General features: G+C 46.1%; 12 protein-coding genes. 3 read left to right on the forward strand and 9 right to left on the reverse strand.

The window, feature by feature from the left end:
* Positions 1–677: 677 nt before the first annotated feature.
* The 4 genes from rpoD to rpsU form a co-directional block, all read right to left on the reverse strand.
* Positions 678–3,254 (reverse strand): RNA polymerase sigma factor RpoD, encoded by a 2,577-nt coding sequence (rpoD, locus tag ICN38_RS10610; protein WP_216257076.1) that lies wholly within the window; start codon positions 3,252–3,254, stop codon positions 678–680.
* Between the two features lie 223 nt (positions 3,255–3,477).
* On the reverse strand, positions 3,478–5,421 hold the full coding sequence (gene dnaG / locus ICN38_RS10615; protein ID WP_216257077.1) for a DNA primase: 1,944 nt from the start codon (positions 5,419–5,421) through the stop codon (positions 3,478–3,480).
* Between the two features lie 50 nt (positions 5,422–5,471).
* Positions 5,472–5,918 carry a GatB/YqeY domain-containing protein gene (locus tag ICN38_RS10620; protein ID WP_216257078.1) on the reverse strand — a complete coding sequence of 149 codons (447 nt, stop codon included), beginning with the start codon at positions 5,916–5,918 and terminating at the stop codon, positions 5,472–5,474.
* A 120-nt stretch (positions 5,919–6,038) separates the two neighbouring features.
* The gene (rpsU, locus tag ICN38_RS10625; protein WP_011903537.1) at positions 6,039–6,251 is read right to left on the reverse strand and encodes a 30S ribosomal protein S21; all 213 of its coding nucleotides are present in this window, start codon (positions 6,249–6,251) and stop codon (positions 6,039–6,041) included.
* 77 nt (positions 6,252–6,328) lie between these two features.
* Here rpsU and tsaD point away from each other — a divergent pair, with 77 nt between their 5' ends.
* Positions 6,329–7,414, forward strand: coding sequence for a tRNA (adenosine(37)-N6)-threonylcarbamoyltransferase complex transferase subunit TsaD (gene tsaD, locus ICN38_RS10630; protein ID WP_216257079.1), 1,086 nt, complete (start codon positions 6,329–6,331; stop codon positions 7,412–7,414).
* A gap of 38 nt (positions 7,415–7,452) precedes the next feature.
* Here the strand turns inward: tsaD and folE2 are convergent, their stop codons facing one another.
* From folE2 to xseB, 4 genes are read right to left on the reverse strand one after another with little or no spacing between them, the layout of a single operon-like run.
* Positions 7,453–8,280 carry a GTP cyclohydrolase FolE2 gene (gene folE2 / locus ICN38_RS10635; protein WP_216257080.1) on the reverse strand — a complete coding sequence of 276 codons (828 nt, stop codon included), beginning with the start codon at positions 8,278–8,280 and terminating at the stop codon, positions 7,453–7,455.
* A 25-nt stretch (positions 8,281–8,305) separates the two neighbouring features.
* Positions 8,306–10,207, reverse strand: coding sequence for a 1-deoxy-D-xylulose-5-phosphate synthase (dxs, locus tag ICN38_RS10640; protein ID WP_216257081.1), 1,902 nt, complete (start codon positions 10,205–10,207; stop codon positions 8,306–8,308).
* 20 nt (positions 10,208–10,227) lie between these two features.
* Positions 10,228–11,130 carry a polyprenyl synthetase family protein gene (locus tag ICN38_RS10645; protein WP_216257082.1) on the reverse strand — a complete coding sequence of 301 codons (903 nt, stop codon included), beginning with the start codon at positions 11,128–11,130 and terminating at the stop codon, positions 10,228–10,230.
* Positions 11,130–11,363 carry an exodeoxyribonuclease VII small subunit gene (gene xseB, locus ICN38_RS10650; RefSeq protein ID WP_216219391.1) on the reverse strand — a complete coding sequence of 78 codons (234 nt, stop codon included), beginning with the start codon at positions 11,361–11,363 and terminating at the stop codon, positions 11,130–11,132. The genes ICN38_RS10645 and xseB overlap by 1 nt, the downstream gene beginning before the upstream one ends.
* Before the next feature lie 160 nt (positions 11,364–11,523).
* Here xseB and ICN38_RS10655 point away from each other — a divergent pair, with 160 nt between their 5' ends.
* Positions 11,524–12,630, forward strand: coding sequence for an aromatic ring-hydroxylating dioxygenase subunit alpha (locus tag ICN38_RS10655; protein ID WP_216257083.1), 1,107 nt, complete (start codon positions 11,524–11,526; stop codon positions 12,628–12,630).
* A 37-nt stretch (positions 12,631–12,667) separates the two neighbouring features.
* Positions 12,668–13,498 (forward strand): sulfurtransferase, encoded by an 831-nt coding sequence (locus tag ICN38_RS10660; protein WP_216257084.1) that lies wholly within the window; start codon positions 12,668–12,670, stop codon positions 13,496–13,498.
* Here the strand turns inward: ICN38_RS10660 and ICN38_RS10665 are convergent.
* Positions 13,495–14,268: a ZIP family metal transporter gene (locus ICN38_RS10665; protein WP_216257085.1), complete on the reverse strand. Its 774-nt coding sequence runs from the start codon at positions 14,266–14,268 to the stop codon at positions 13,495–13,497. The two genes, ICN38_RS10660 and ICN38_RS10665, sit on opposite strands and share 4 nt — an antisense overlap.

Here is a 14,268-nt window from a genome sequence, read left to right on the forward strand (position 1 = left end):
ATGGAGTCTTCAAGGGTACAAGCCCTAGAAAACCCATTTGGTCCCAAAGTATTGGGGATGTGATTGGTAAATGTGTAAACCATGTGGTCGGTACCGGACGTAAAGCATGTGTCCGGTACGTACCTTGCTTTTCTGGTGGGCCCACCAGGACTTGAACCTGGGACCAAAGGATTCCGGTTTGTGTTGCTTTCACAACTCCCTGGACTATGCCTTCATCATATTCAAACTTAACGTCTGAACTTAGATGGGTGCCGTCTAGTCTCTACACCTTCAACAGCACTTTCACGCTGAAGCTTGGCTCGGCGTTAGCTTGTGCAGCTCTTGGCTGCATTTAGCTTTCTCCGAATTTGACACCATCCCTTATACAGTTTCCACGTATAAGGCACAACTTTCGCTATGAGTCCTCTGCTCTAACCAACTGAGCTATGGGCCCTAAAACTGTTTTTACTACACACCTTACTGCTGGTGTTTACCACTGCAAAACCACACTAAAACCGCATTTACTACACACCTCGGTTTTTTCTCTGGTGTGTAAGCGGTGTGTAAGCAATTTTGACTACCTAATCGACCACTAAGCTCTTGAAATCATTGAGGTCTTTGTTACAAGACCCCTAGGGCTTCTTTCTTATGAGTCCTCTGCTCTAACCAACTGAGCTATAGGCCCGTTAATCTTTGGATCAATCTTCCTCGAGGAAGGTCTTGAGTTTGTCGCTACGGCTTGGATGACGCATTTTTCTCAAGGCCTTAGCTTCAATCTGACGTATACGCTCACGAGTAACGTCAAACTGCTTACCCACTTCTTCAAGAGTGTGGTCTGTACTCATCTCAACACCGAAACGCATACGCAATACTTTCGCTTCACGTGGTGTTAGTGAATCAAGAACATCCTTCACCACATCACGCATAGAGTCATGCAATGCTGCTTCAGCGGGTGCCAAAGTATTGCCATCTTCAATGAAGTCACCTAAATGAGAATCTTCATCGTCACCAATTGGTGTTTCCATGGAGATAGGTTCTTTAGCAATCTTCATGATCTTGCGAATCTTATCCTCAGGAATTTCCATCTTGAGAGCCAAGGTTGCAGCATCAGGCTCATGACCAGTTTCTTGTAAGATCTGACGACTAATACGGTTCATCTTGTTGATGGTCTCGATCATGTGCACTGGAATACGGATTGTACGAGCTTGATCAGCGATCGAACGCGTGATTGCCTGACGAATCCACCAAGTTGCATAGGTAGAGAACTTATAGCCACGACGGTATTCAAACTTATCTACCGCCTTCATCAAACCGATATTACCTTCTTGAATCAAATCCAAGAACTGCAAGCCACGGTTAGTGTATTTCTTAGCAATCGAGATCACCAAACGTAAGTTAGCTACTGTCATCTCACGTTTTGCTTCGCGCGCACGCTTCTCACCAGCGATCATTTGCTTGTTCACTTCTTTTAATTCTGGAAGTGGAATAACAACATTCTTCTGAATATCAATTAACTTCTGTTGAAGTTCTTGGATCGCAGGCACGTTACGCTGTAAGAGTGCGCTGTAGGGCTTGTTCTCTTTGAGTAATTTTTCAGTCCAAGTAAGGTTCATTGACATCTTAGGGAAGTCTTTTAAAACCTCTCCACGATTGACGCCGACTTTATCTACCAGCAAACTCACAATACCGCGCTCCAGTTTCCATACCTGGTCTACTTGTGAGCGCATGGTGTCGCATAACTTCTCAACACTCTTTGCTGTTAAGCGGAAACCAAGCAACTCGGCACGAATCGCATCTTGCGCCTTAACGTAAGCTGGGCAGTTATAGCCATCTTTGTCAAAAGCACGACGCATCTTGTCAGCTTGCGTGCGAACGATTGCGAACTTCTCTAAAGAAATCTGTTTTAACTCTTCGAGCTGTTTAGCGTTGGCAGTTGCTGCTGCACCACCACCGCCTTCATCATCACCCTCTTCATCGCCCTCTTCAGCATCGGGATCAATCTCTGGCTCTTCTGGTCCCAACTTAATGTCTTCTGCATTTGGATCAACCAAGCCATCAACAAATTGATCAATCTCAATTTCACCGCTGGCAATCTTATCGACGTTGCTTAAGATTTCTCCAATAGTCACTGGGCAAGCAGCCAAGGCCATTACCATGTCCTTGAGGCCAGCTTCAATCTTTTTAGCAATCACGATCTCGCCTTCGCGAGTCAGCAAATCAACGGTTCCCATTTCGCGCATATACATACGCACAGGATCGGTGGTACGGCCAAATTCTGAATCCACAGTAGATAAAGCTGCTTCAGCTTCTTCTTCAGCCTCTTCTTCAGAAGCCGCAGCTGCAGTGCTGTCAGAAAGAATTAATGTTTCTGCATCGGGAGCTTGTTCGTAAACAGTAATGCCGATGTCATTCAATAAGCTGATCAAAGTCTCTAATGCATCTGCATCAGACAACTCATCAGACATGACGTCATTCATTTCACCATGGGTTAAGTAACCCTTGGACATACCCATCTTAATCAAGGTCTTTAAGCGAGCGCGACGCAACTCTTGTTGCTCTTCGGTACCTAACTGTTGAGCAGCAAATTCTTTTAAAAGCGCTTTTTCTTTTGCCTTACGCTCACGTGCTTTTTGACGATCTGTTAAAACGGGCTCAGCACCTTCTACTGGCGCATCTGCTTTTGCTTTACGACCGCGTTTCTTTTCTTCCTCTACTACCGGAGTCTCAACTTCGGCAGCCTTAGCTTTCTTACCCTTAAGATCTTTTACCTCTTCTACTTTTGGGGCAACAGCCTTACCTTTTTTGGGTGCCTCAACCTTTACTTCTCCTTTAACTGCTTTAGCAGGAACTTTTGCAGCAACTTTTACTGGCTTAACCGGTGTCTTTGCTTTTGGTGCTGGTTTAGCAGGCGTCTTTGCTTTAACTGCAGGTTTTGCTGGAGTTTTTGCTTTTGGCGCTGGCTTGGCAGGTGCTTTTTTAGCTACAGGTTTTGCTGGAGCCTTTGCTTTTGGTGCTGGTTTAGCAGGTGCTTTTGCTTTAACCGCTGGTTTAGCAGCAGGTTTAGCTGGCGTCTTCGCTTTTGGTGCTGGCTTAGCAGGTGCTTTTGCTTTAACCGCTGGTTTAGCAGCCGGTTTTGCGGGAGCCTTTGCTTTTAACGCTGGTTTAGCAAGTACTTTTGCCTTAACCGCTGGTTTAGCAGGAGTCTTTGCTTTTGGTGCTGGTTTAGCAGCAACTTTTACAGCTTTAATTGGTTTTTTGATCTTGGTATTAGGCATTTATTAGCACTTACTCACATTACTGTTATTGATATCGACTGATTAAGCACAGCCCCGTTGTCCACTTACCCAAAATTTGTTCAAAATAAAGCGCAAGTGGCTGAATTAATTCATTTTTTTCTTGGGAACAGAGGATTATAGTCGATTGCAACTTTTTTACCCCCTGTTCTGTAATAAATATGGGGGAATTTCAGGGGATTACTAGTGGTAAATCAGAAAAATCTTAGGAGAATTTCAGTTTTTCGCCCAATTCACGATATCTGACCCGATCTTGGTCGTTGGCAGTATTTCCGGCAATTTTTTGGGCAATTTCAGTCATTTCTTGCTTCAGATGGGTCAATTCCAACTTTTTGAAGGCGCCATCTAAATCAGCAGCTGCTCCTTTGAGCTCTAAATCGGAGTCCATCACCCGCTTTCTGAGCATTTCATAAAGCGGGGCAAGTTCGCTACGGGATAGTTGATCCTGAAACATGGCAAAAGATCCTGCCCCAACAACATCAGGCTTGCCATCCTCACCAGCAACCAACTCTACTTGATCGCATTGGAATAAAAGGTCTTTCATTAAATCGAGTGCTTTGCTAGATCTTTGTTCTGCAGCCTTTAATGCTAATGCTCGTTTATTGCTATCTAAGGCTTTACCTAGGTGGGGAAACTGAATCAGCACACGCAACATTTGCTCTGCTAAATCTGTAGGCGCTTTGGGTGGTTCAATATTCTGAGTGGCTACACGCTTAGCGGAACCTTTCGATGCTTGCCAAGGTGCACCTTGCCTATTGCCCGCGTTAGCATAATTACTTTGGTTGCGCGCTTGAGCAGGCTGATAAGCTTTCTGTTGAACCGGTGCAGGGGCAACTGTCAAACCACAAAATGCTTCTAGCTCTGCTGGTGTGGTGTTGGTACGAATCGCCAACTCACGCAAGATTTGGGTACGTAGCGCAATCGGTGGCATCGACAGTAATAATGGCTTAGCAGCATGGTGGGTATGCGCTCTGCCCTCTGGGGTGTTGAGCTCATGGTCCTCACTAACAATCTTGAAGAAGAAACTAGAGATAGACATCGCTTCTTTAATCACTTTTTCAAATGCAGGCGCACCGTAGGCACGAACATAACTATCAGGATCATGCTCGGTTGGTAAAAATAAGAAACGAATTTCTTTATCGTCCGACATGAGTGGCAAGCATGCTTCTAATGCACGTTGCGCAGCGCGTTGTCCAGCTGAGTCCCCGTCAAATGAAAAAACCACTTTATCGGTTTGACGCAACAGCATGCGCACATGGTTTGCAGTACAGGCAGTACCTAAAGTGGCTACTGCATTTGGAAAGCCCAGCTGTGCAAGAGCGACAACATCCATGTACCCTTCGCACACCAAGACAAATTCTTGCGAACGGATTGCTTGCCTCGCTTCAAACAAACCGTAGAGCGTATTGCCTTTTGAAAACAATGGTGTCTCAGGAGAATTTAAATACTTAGGTTCACCTTGATCCAAAATACGCCCACCAAAGCCAATCGTTTGACCTTTTGGATTGCGAATTGGAAACATCACACGATCACGGAAACGATCGTAGCGTTTCACAGGCTGACCGCCTTGAGTCTGCTCTCCCTGAATCAACAATCCCCCTTCAAGTAAGGTCTTGGCTACTTCATCGTTAGCGTATGTTCCAAAGACTGCTTCTAGGCCTTGCCAGCCATCCGGGGCGTATCCTAAGGCATAGCGTTTTGCAATCTCACCCGTTAGCCCACGGCCTTTTAAATACTCCACTGCCCGAGTGTTACCTTTTAATTGCTGACGATACCAATCGGCTGCTGAGCTCATAACTTCACTCAGAGCCATTGCTTGCTGTTGTCTTGCGACATCATTCGCTGTGCGCTCTTCACGTGGCACATCCAAACCTGCAGAGCGCGCGAGATCTTCGATGGCATCCACATAACCCAAGCCGGAATACTCCATCAGAAAGCTGATGGCCGAGCCATGCGCACCACAACCAAAGCAGTGATAAAACTGTTTAGTTGGCGATACAGAAAATGAAGGAGACTTTTCAGAATGAAACGGGCACAAACCTTGAAAGTTCGCACCCGCTTTTTTAAGCTTTACATGCTGCCCAACCACATCAACGATGTCGACCCGATTTAAAAGATCAGCAATGAAGGATTGGGGAATGAGTGCCATGCGGCTAGTATGAAACGAATTGGCTTACCAAATCAATTGACTTCGTCAATTTACTTAGCAAGAGCAGCTTTAACGAGACCTGATACCTTGCCCATATCTGCCTTGCCAGCCAATTGGGCCTTAAGAGCGCCAATGACCTTGCCCATATCTTGAGGGCCAGATGCACCTGTTGCCGCTACTGCAGCAGCTACAGCTGCCTCTACTTCGGCATCCGATAACTGTGCCGGTAAATACGTCTGCAAGATCGTGACCTCACCCACTTCAATTGCCACCAAATCATCACGGCCCGCTTTTTCAAACTGAGAGATAGAGTCTTTGCGCTGCTTAATCATTTTTTCAATCGTAGCGATAACACCAGCATCATCAACCACAATGCGTTCATCGACTTCGCGCTGTTTGATGGCTGCCAACAAAAGGCGGATCGCGCCCAAGCGCGCAGTTTCTTTTGCACGCATGGCAGATTTCATATCTTCAGTGATTTGATCTTTTAAAGTCATGACTCAGTTCCTGATGTATTTAAAATTGAATGATTACTCGTGATTAAAAAGCAAAAACCCGCTGCGTTTCACCGTCAGCGGGTTTCAAAGCTTCTCGGTGAAGAGAGCTTTTTAATTCTATTAGTAAAGCTTCTTAGGCAACATTTGGCTGCGAATACGCTTGTAATGGCGTTTAGCAGCAGCAGCCTTTTTACGCTTACGTTCAGCTGTTGGCTTCTCGTAAAACTCGCGAGCACGCAAGTCGGTTAAAAGACCATTTTTTTCAATGGTGCGCTTGAAACGGCGCAATGCCACTTCAAATGGTTCGTTTTCGCGGAGGCGGACTGTAGTCATACTTATTTAACTCGTATATGCTCGATAAATATCGAAAAATTAACTGAATTGCGATTCTAGCACGACCAAGCAAAAAAATGATTGTTTTAGGAATAGAAACTTCTTGTGACGAGACCGGGGTGGCTTTATACAACACCGCCCCCTGGGAAGAGGGTAAACCTGCGTTTTTAGGCATCCTAGGGCAAGGTTTGCACTCACAGATCGATATGCACCGGGACTACGGAGGCGTAGTTCCGGAGCTTGCTTCCCGTGACCATATACGTCGTATTTTGCCCCTTTTAGATCAATCTATGGACCAATCTGGCCTCAAAATGAGCGATATCGATGCGGTGGCATTCACTCAAGGGCCCGGTTTAGCGGGAGCACTCCTAGTAGGAAGTGCCTTTGCCAAGGCTTTAGCCCAGAGTCTTGATCTTCCCTCGATTGGAGTACACCACCTAGAAGGTCATCTTCTTTCTCCGCTCCTAGGTGACTCCGCTCCACAATTTCCCTTTATTGCCCTTTTGGTATCTGGTGGCCATACCCAGCTCATGAAAGTTTCTGGCATTGGTCAGTACGAACTCTTGGGTGAAACCTTAGACGATGCGGCAGGAGAAGCTTTTGATAAAACCGCCAAGCTATTGGGATTGGATTACCCAGGTGGTGCCGCCATTTCGAAGCTAGCTGAAAAGGGGCGGCCAGGGATATTTGATTTACCCAAACCTATGCTGCACTCCGGAGATTTAGATTTTTCTTTTTCAGGACTCAAGACCGCTGTATTAAATCAAGCCAAAAAATATGCAGAGAAAAATCATGTAGTGATCGATCCCGTAAATGCAGAGACCGTGCAATTTCATGCAGATCTTGCCAGAAGTTTTGTAGATGCGATTGTTGCAGTACTGGTTAGTAAATCTGAAAAAGCGCTAAAGCAAACAGGCTGTAAACATTTAGTATTGGCTGGTGGTGTGGGAGCCAATTTGCAACTACGATCTTCCTTAAATGCCATGACTTTGAAGAATGGCTTTGCAGTGCACTATCCACCCTTTGAACTTTGCACTGATAACGGGGTGATGATTGCGTTTGCAGGAGCACTCCGCTTGCTGGCAAAAAATAATGGCTCCACAACATCGGGAGCCTTTGATATCAAACCCCGTTGGGATTTGGCGAGTAATAACTTAATGTAATCGGAATGGCTGGGAGCTAGATTTCATCGGGCTTGCACTTATTTGGCAAAGCTAATTCTGGCAAAGGCACTGTGGTTGTGGATGGACTCAAAGTTCTCGGCCTCAACGACAAAAGAACGAATACGCTCATCAGCTTTAAGGCGCCCAGCTACATCGCGCACTAAGTCTTCTACAAACTTCGGATTGCTATAAGAGCGCTCAGTCACCCACTTCTCATCGGGACGCTTGAGTAAGCCCCACAATTCACTAGAGGCTTCGCTTTCAGCGGCCGTAATCAAATCTTCTACTGTCATGATTGCTTGAGAATCTAGCACTACTGACATGGTGACATGTGAGCGTTGATTGTGTGCACCGAATTCTGAAATCTCTTTTGAACATGGACATAAACTCATCACAGGTACTTGAGCGCGTAAACCCAATTCGACATCTGTACTGCCTGCAGTATTTTGCTTAGCAGTTGCCATCCACGTCACTTCGTAATCCATCAGGCTTTCCACACCAGAAACGGGTGCTGCTTTTTTAACAAAGTGTGTATACGTAAATTGCACATGGCCTTCTTTGGCATCAAGCAAAGGCAACATTGCATTCACCATTGCTACCACGGTTGTGCTATCTACTGGCGCATCTTGTTCTTGCAAGAGTGCCATGAAACGCGACATGTGCGTTCCTTTGACATGCGCAGGCAAAGCAACATCCATCTCGAACTGTCCCACTGATGGGAAATTACCAGTCTGACTCCGAATCGTGAGCGGATGACGAACCCCCCGAATACCTACCTGCTCAATCGGTAAGGCGCGTCCATCCAATGTGGATTGCACATCAGGCATTGCGCTGGCTTTTAAAAAGGCGGGGTTCATATCATTCATAGAGCTATTTTCAAGCAAAACGGGCTTATTTGCCTACAAGCTCTGAATTTATTGTCGATATTGCAGGAAAACGTTGTTTGATGGAATTGCTAATACCTTCCACATCCAGTCCGCACTTGCTCATTAAGAGGTTGTAATCACCATGTTCGATAAATTGATCAGGAAGACCTAATTGCAAGAGGGGTTTATAAATATCTAAATGAGATAGGGCCTCTAAACAAGCACTGCCAGCGCCACCTTGAATGGCGCCATCTTCAATCGTGACAAAAAAATCATGATCTGCCGCCAAGGATTTAATGAGATCAAGATCTAAGGGTTTCACGAAACGCATATTGGCTACAGTGGCATCAATGCCCTCTGCCACTTCAAGCGCTGGATATAACAAAGTACCAAAAGCCAAAATTGCTAGTCGCTTTCCTGCAGGCGCATTCGACTTGCGCCGAATCTCCCCCTTGCCCAATGGCAGGGTGCGCAACTCTTTAGAGGGAATAGTGCCAACACCTGAACCACGTGGATAACGAACTGCACTAGGATGGCTCTGATGGAAAGCAGTGGTCAACAGATCACGACACTCGGCTTCATCAGCAGGAGTCAAAACCAACATGTTTGGAATACACCGTAAGAAAGGGATATCGTAAGCACCTGCATGCGTTGCGCCATCAGCCCCCACCAAGCCTGCACGATCTAAAGCAAACAATACTGGCAAATCTTGTAGTGCTACATCATGAATCAATTGATCATAGCCACGCTGCAAGAAAGTGGAATAAATTGCCACTACTGGTTTCATGCCTTCACAAGCCATACCTGCAGCAAAAGTCACGGCATGTTGCTCAGCAATACCAACATCGTAATAGCGTTTTGGAAAATTTTTCTCAAATGCCCCTAGGCCAGAGCCTTCGCGCATTGCTGGTGTAATACCCACCAATAATGGATCAGCATGCGCCATATCGCATAACCACTCACCGAATACCTGGGTAAAAGTCATTTTTGAAACGGATGATTTTTTAACGCCTTCTCTAGGGTTGAATTTGCTGGGGCCGTGATACAGGACAGGATCAGCCTCGGCCAACTCATAGCCTTGGCCTTTACGTGTCACGACATGCAAGAACTGCGGGCCCCGACCTTCTAAGGCTAAGCGGCGTACGTTTTGCAACATTGGAATCAAGGCATCCAAATCATGGCCATCAATAGGACCAAAGTAGTTAAATCCGAACTCTTGGAAAATCGTAGAGGGTGAGACCATGCCTTTAGCATGATCCTCAAGACGTTTAGCAAACTCGCGCAAAGGCGGCGCAATGGACAAAACGCTATCAATTCCTTTTTTGGTCGCTGAATAAATATTACCGCTCAGTAATCTTGCAAGATGACGGTTCAGTGCGCCCACTGCTGGAGAGATCGACATATCGTTATCATTCAAAATGACAACCAGTGGTAAGTCTTCGTACACCCCTGCATTATTCATTGCCTCAAATGCCATACCACCGGTCATTGCGCTATCGCCAATGACGGCTACCGCCACATGAGCTTCGCCCTTAGTTTGAAATGCACGAGCCATGCCCATTGCCGCAGAGATACTCGTAGAAGAATGGCCCGTTCCAAAAGCATCAAACTCACTTTCAGCACGCTGTGGAAATCCAGAGATACCTTTAAATTGACGTAATGTCCCCATTCGCTCGCGACGACCAGTCAATATTTTGTGTGGGTAACTTTGATGCCCAACGTCCCATACGATGCGGTCATCTGGAGTATCAAATACATAGTGCAGAGCGATGGATAGCTCAACCGTTCCCAAATTAGAAGAAAGATGTCCACCAGTTTTAGAAACCGAATCCAAAATAAATTGGCGCAACTCATCCGCAAGAGGAGGAAGCTCTTCTCGAGTCAGCTTTCTTAATTCTTCAGGGGAGTTAATGGAGTCTAAAGTCATTGAATCTAATGAATATCCACTTATTTACCTCGGTTCACAACCAAAAAGGCTAAATCTTTTAGGGCTTGCGCTTTGCTACCAAAGCTATCTAAGCTTGCAATGGCAGTTTCTTGTAATTCTTGTGCCGTTTTCTGTGCATAGTCTAAACCCATCAAGGTCACATAGGTTGGCTTATCGTTGATGGCGTCCTTACCCGCTGTTTTTCCAAGGGTTTGACTATCAGCAGTCGCATCGAGAACATCATCGACAATCTGAAATGCCAAACCTAGCGCTTGAGAATAATCTTGAAGGTGCGTCATCTGTATTGCATTGAGATCTGCAGCAATGCCGCCTAATTGAACTGCGCAAGACAATAATGCACCCGTCTTCATCGCATGCATTTGCTTTAAACCCGCTAAATCCAGTTTCTTGCCAACGCTTTCTAAATCAATCGCTTGGCCACCCGCCATGCCCCTTGATCCTGATGCAGAAGCTAAAGCGCTAATCATGGAAAGACGTACATCCGCACCACACTTTGCATTTGCCAAGATTTCAAAGGCACGCGTTTGCAGAGCATCACCGACCAAGAGAGCGGTAGCCTCATCGTATGCTTTATGCACAGTTGGACGGCCACGACGCAAATCATCATCATCCATACAAGGCATGTCATCATGCACCAATGAATAGGCATGAATACATTCGATGGCTACTGCTCCAGCATCTAATGCAATTTTTTTAGATGTGCTTTGATCATTACCTAACTGCCCAGCGGCATAAACCAATAAGGGACGAATACGCTTGCCGCCACCTTGAGCGGCATAACGCATAGCCTCATGTAAGCGCAATGGATTGGTTTGCGCAGAATCCAATAAAACTTCTAAGGCTGCCTCAGTGCGCGCAGAGTGAGAAGTCAGCCACTCTTGAAATAGATCAACAGAACTCATTAAGCCTCGAATACTCTTACCTGTTGCTCCACTTGCGCAAGCACTGCTTGGCAATGCTTAAGTAAAGCTGCGCCGCGCTGATAGGCTAAAAGCGTTTCCTCTAGTGAAAACTTTCCAGATTCCATATCGGAGATTAACTTTTCAAGCTCTTTGACTGCCTGCTCGTAGCGTAAATCAGGGTCGATTTGGACTTCAAGGCCGGGTTTTTGGCTCTCAGACTTCTTGGCTGGCATATGCGATTTCCTTGATATTTTCCCCATTTTAGCCCCACCCTTACGAGGCAGACGAGGTCTAAATGGGTATAATCCTACCCTTCCTTTCCAATATCGATCCGTCGATGGTTGGATTGGTTATTCCGCTTAGCTTCGGCTGACGTTTTCGGGGGTGGGGAGAATGACTAATCTGGCTACCGCGCAGAAGCTTGCGCCGTCCAATCTACAACTGCCGGTTTCGGCATATTTTGACGCTGACTTATATCAGCGAGAAATCGATCTGCTTTTTAAGCAGGGGCCTGGCTATGTCGGCCATGAACTCATGGTTCCTGACCTTGGCTCTTACCAAACATTGGCCTGCGAAAATGAAGGTCGCTTATTGGTTCGTAATGCTCAGGGTGTTGAGCTACTCTCTAATGTCTGCCGCCATCGCCAAGCACTCATGCTCAATGGTCGTGGAACGGCTGAAAATATTGTGTGTCCCCTGCATCGCTGGACCTATGACTTGGGGGGTAACTTATTAGGCGCTCCTCACTTTGAAGACAAGCCTTGCTTAAATCTAGGTAAATCTCCTTTACAAAATTGGCAAGGACTTTTATTCGAGGGTCCGCGCGATGTTCGCACTGATTTAGCGAACCTGGGAGTGGCAGAAGATTTGAAGTTTGATGGATACATGCTTGACCATGTAGAAGTACATGACTGCAATTACAACTGGAAAACGTTCATCGAGGTTTATCTCGAGGACTATCACGTCGTTCCTTTTCATCCAGGCCTTGGTAAATTTGTTTCTTGTGAAGATTTGCATTGGGAATTTGGGGATTGGCACAGCGTGCAAACGGTTGGTATCCATAAAGATCTGGAAACGCCGGGTTCTGCAAATTACCGAAAATGGCATGAAGCAGTCCTGCGTCAATATGAGGGCAAAACTCCAAGGCATGGTGCCATCTGGTTAACCTACTACCCCAATGTCATGGTGGAGTGGTATCCCGGCGTCCTTTGTATTTCTACTTTGCATCCACTAGGCCCCAATAAGACCCGCAACATTGTTGAGTTTTATTATCCTGAAGAAATTGCCCTATTTGAGCGTGAATTTGTCGAAGCAGAACGTGCTGCCTATATGGAAACCTGCATAGAGGATGATGAGATCGCAGAACGCATGGATGCTGGACGCGCTGCACTGCTAGCGCGTGGTGTTAATGAGATTGGGCCATATCAAAGTCCTATGGAAGACGGAATGCAACATTTTCATGAATGGTATCGTCGCGTCATGAACTTTCAAGGCGCATAATTAAGGCAGTTCCCAACTCACCCATTTAGGAAGCTTTATGACTCCTCTAATTACCGCAAACCAGTTAGAAGAAATCATCAATAGTGGTGAGAATGTCTTATTGTGTGATTGCCGGTTTGATTTAACAAACCCAGAAGCCGGCAGAAAAGCCTACGAAGAGAGTCACATGCTAGGCGCCATCTATGTAGATCTTGATCAAGATTTATCTGGCCCTAAAACTGGTAGTAACGGTCGTCATCCGCTACCTAGTCCAGAGGCATGGGCACAAACTAAAACACGCCTTGGTATCAATGGCAATACCCTTGTAGTTGCTTATGACAAACAAGGTTCGGTATATGCCAGTCGTTTATGGTGGATGCTCAAAGCTACTGGACATGCCAATGTTCGCGTTCTCGATGGTGGCTTAGATGCCTGGAATGGTCCAATGGGCAGCATCCCTCGCCAGCCCACCCCAAGCCCACACCCACAATCACCCATGCCGTATTTTGGCTTGGCACTGGTTGATGAACTCATGAGCAATATATCTTCCAAGAAAAATATAGTGCTCGATGCAAGATCCAATGATCGCTTTCATGGTGAAAATGAAACCATCGATCCCATCGGTGGTCATATCCCTGGCGCAATCAATCATTTTTTTAAAAACAATTTATCAGCCACCACCTTCAAAGCGCCCGAGCAACTCTATAAACAGTTTCTAGAATTATTGGGCTCCACCAAAGCTTCCGAGGTCATTCATTCGTGTGGCTCAGGTGTGAGTGCTTGTCATAACCTTTTAGCCATGGAAGCTGCAGGCCTCAAAGGCTCACGTCTTTATGTAGGCAGTTGGAGCGAGTGGTGCTCCAATCCCGATAGGCCAATCGAACTTTAGTGCAGCAGAGACAGTAGGATCACAAATCCTACTCCACATGCAATCAAGACTGTTTGACGCAAAGATTCTGCCCAGTGTGGGCGACGATGCATTTGCGGAATGAGATCACTTACCGCAATATAAATAAAACTGCTTGCAGCAATGACTAATAAATAAGGCATTGCTGTATTTGCCTTCTCTAGGAAGAAATAAGCCAACACACCACCAACAACTGCTGATAAGCCACAAATAAAGTTATAGAGCAGAGCACGCGCTCTTGAGAAGCCAGCGTTAAGCAGGACGATGAAATCACCAATCTCTTGTGGAATCTCATGGGCAATGATGGCAATCGCGGTAAAGATACCCACTTGATAGTCGGCCATAAAAGCGGCGGCAATCAAAATACCGTCAACAAAATTATGAATGCCATCACCCACCAAAATCATCCAACCACTACGCCCAGCATTCTCTGCATCGTGTCCATGATGATGGTGATGACCATCTCCTTCATGATGATGATCATGGCGAAGGAGTGCAATTTTCTCGAGCAAGAAAAATCCCAGTAAGCCAGCTAGTAAAGTAGCAAACAGTAATTGAGGGCTGGCGCCCTCCATACTAAATGCTTCAGGTAGGGAATGGAGCAAGGCGGTGGCCAATAAGATGCCCACCGACAAACTCACCATATTGTTCACCATCTTGGACAGCAATGCCAAAGAACAACTGGCAGCTACCAAAACGCTAGCGGTTCCTGCCAGCGCGGTAACTAAAAGAATGGTTTGTAAAACCGACAT

The sequence above is a fragment of the Polynucleobacter sp. AP-Melu-500A-A1 genome (assembly GCF_018882125.1).
Classification (GTDB): Bacteria; Pseudomonadota; Gammaproteobacteria; order Burkholderiales; family Burkholderiaceae; genus Polynucleobacter.

What these genes read in the sequence shown, in the direction of transcription:
- rpoD (WP_216257076.1), bottom strand. Translation starts at nt 3,254, where the DNA reads ATGCCTAATACCAAGATCAAAAAACCAATTAAAGCTGTAAAAGTTGCT.
- dnaG (WP_216257077.1), bottom strand. Translation starts at nt 5,421, where the DNA reads ATGGCACTCATTCCCCAATCCTTCATTGCTGATCTTTTAAATCGGGTC.
- ICN38_RS10620 (WP_216257078.1), bottom strand. Translation starts at nt 5,918, where the DNA reads ATGACTTTAAAAGATCAAATCACTGAAGATATGAAATCTGCCATGCGT.
- rpsU (WP_011903537.1), bottom strand. Translation starts at nt 6,251, where the DNA reads ATGACTACAGTCCGCCTCCGCGAAAACGAACCATTTGAAGTGGCATTG.
- tsaD (WP_216257079.1), top strand. Translation starts at nt 6,329, where the DNA reads ATGATTGTTTTAGGAATAGAAACTTCTTGTGACGAGACCGGGGTGGCT.
- folE2 (WP_216257080.1), bottom strand. Translation starts at nt 8,280, where the DNA reads ATGAATGATATGAACCCCGCCTTTTTAAAAGCCAGCGCAATGCCTGAT.
- dxs (WP_216257081.1), bottom strand. Translation starts at nt 10,207, where the DNA reads ATGACTTTAGACTCCATTAACTCCCCTGAAGAATTAAGAAAGCTGACT.
- ICN38_RS10645 (WP_216257082.1), bottom strand. Translation starts at nt 11,130, where the DNA reads ATGAGTTCTGTTGATCTATTTCAAGAGTGGCTGACTTCTCACTCTGCG.
- xseB (WP_216219391.1), bottom strand. Translation starts at nt 11,363, where the DNA reads ATGCCAGCCAAGAAGTCTGAGAGCCAAAAACCCGGCCTTGAAGTCCAA.
- ICN38_RS10655 (WP_216257083.1), top strand. Translation starts at nt 11,524, where the DNA reads ATGACTAATCTGGCTACCGCGCAGAAGCTTGCGCCGTCCAATCTACAA.
- ICN38_RS10660 (WP_216257084.1), top strand. Translation starts at nt 12,668, where the DNA reads ATGACTCCTCTAATTACCGCAAACCAGTTAGAAGAAATCATCAATAGT.
- ICN38_RS10665 (WP_216257085.1), bottom strand. Translation starts at nt 14,268, where the DNA reads ATGTCGGTTTTACAAACCATTCTTTTAGTTACCGCGCTGGCAGGAACC.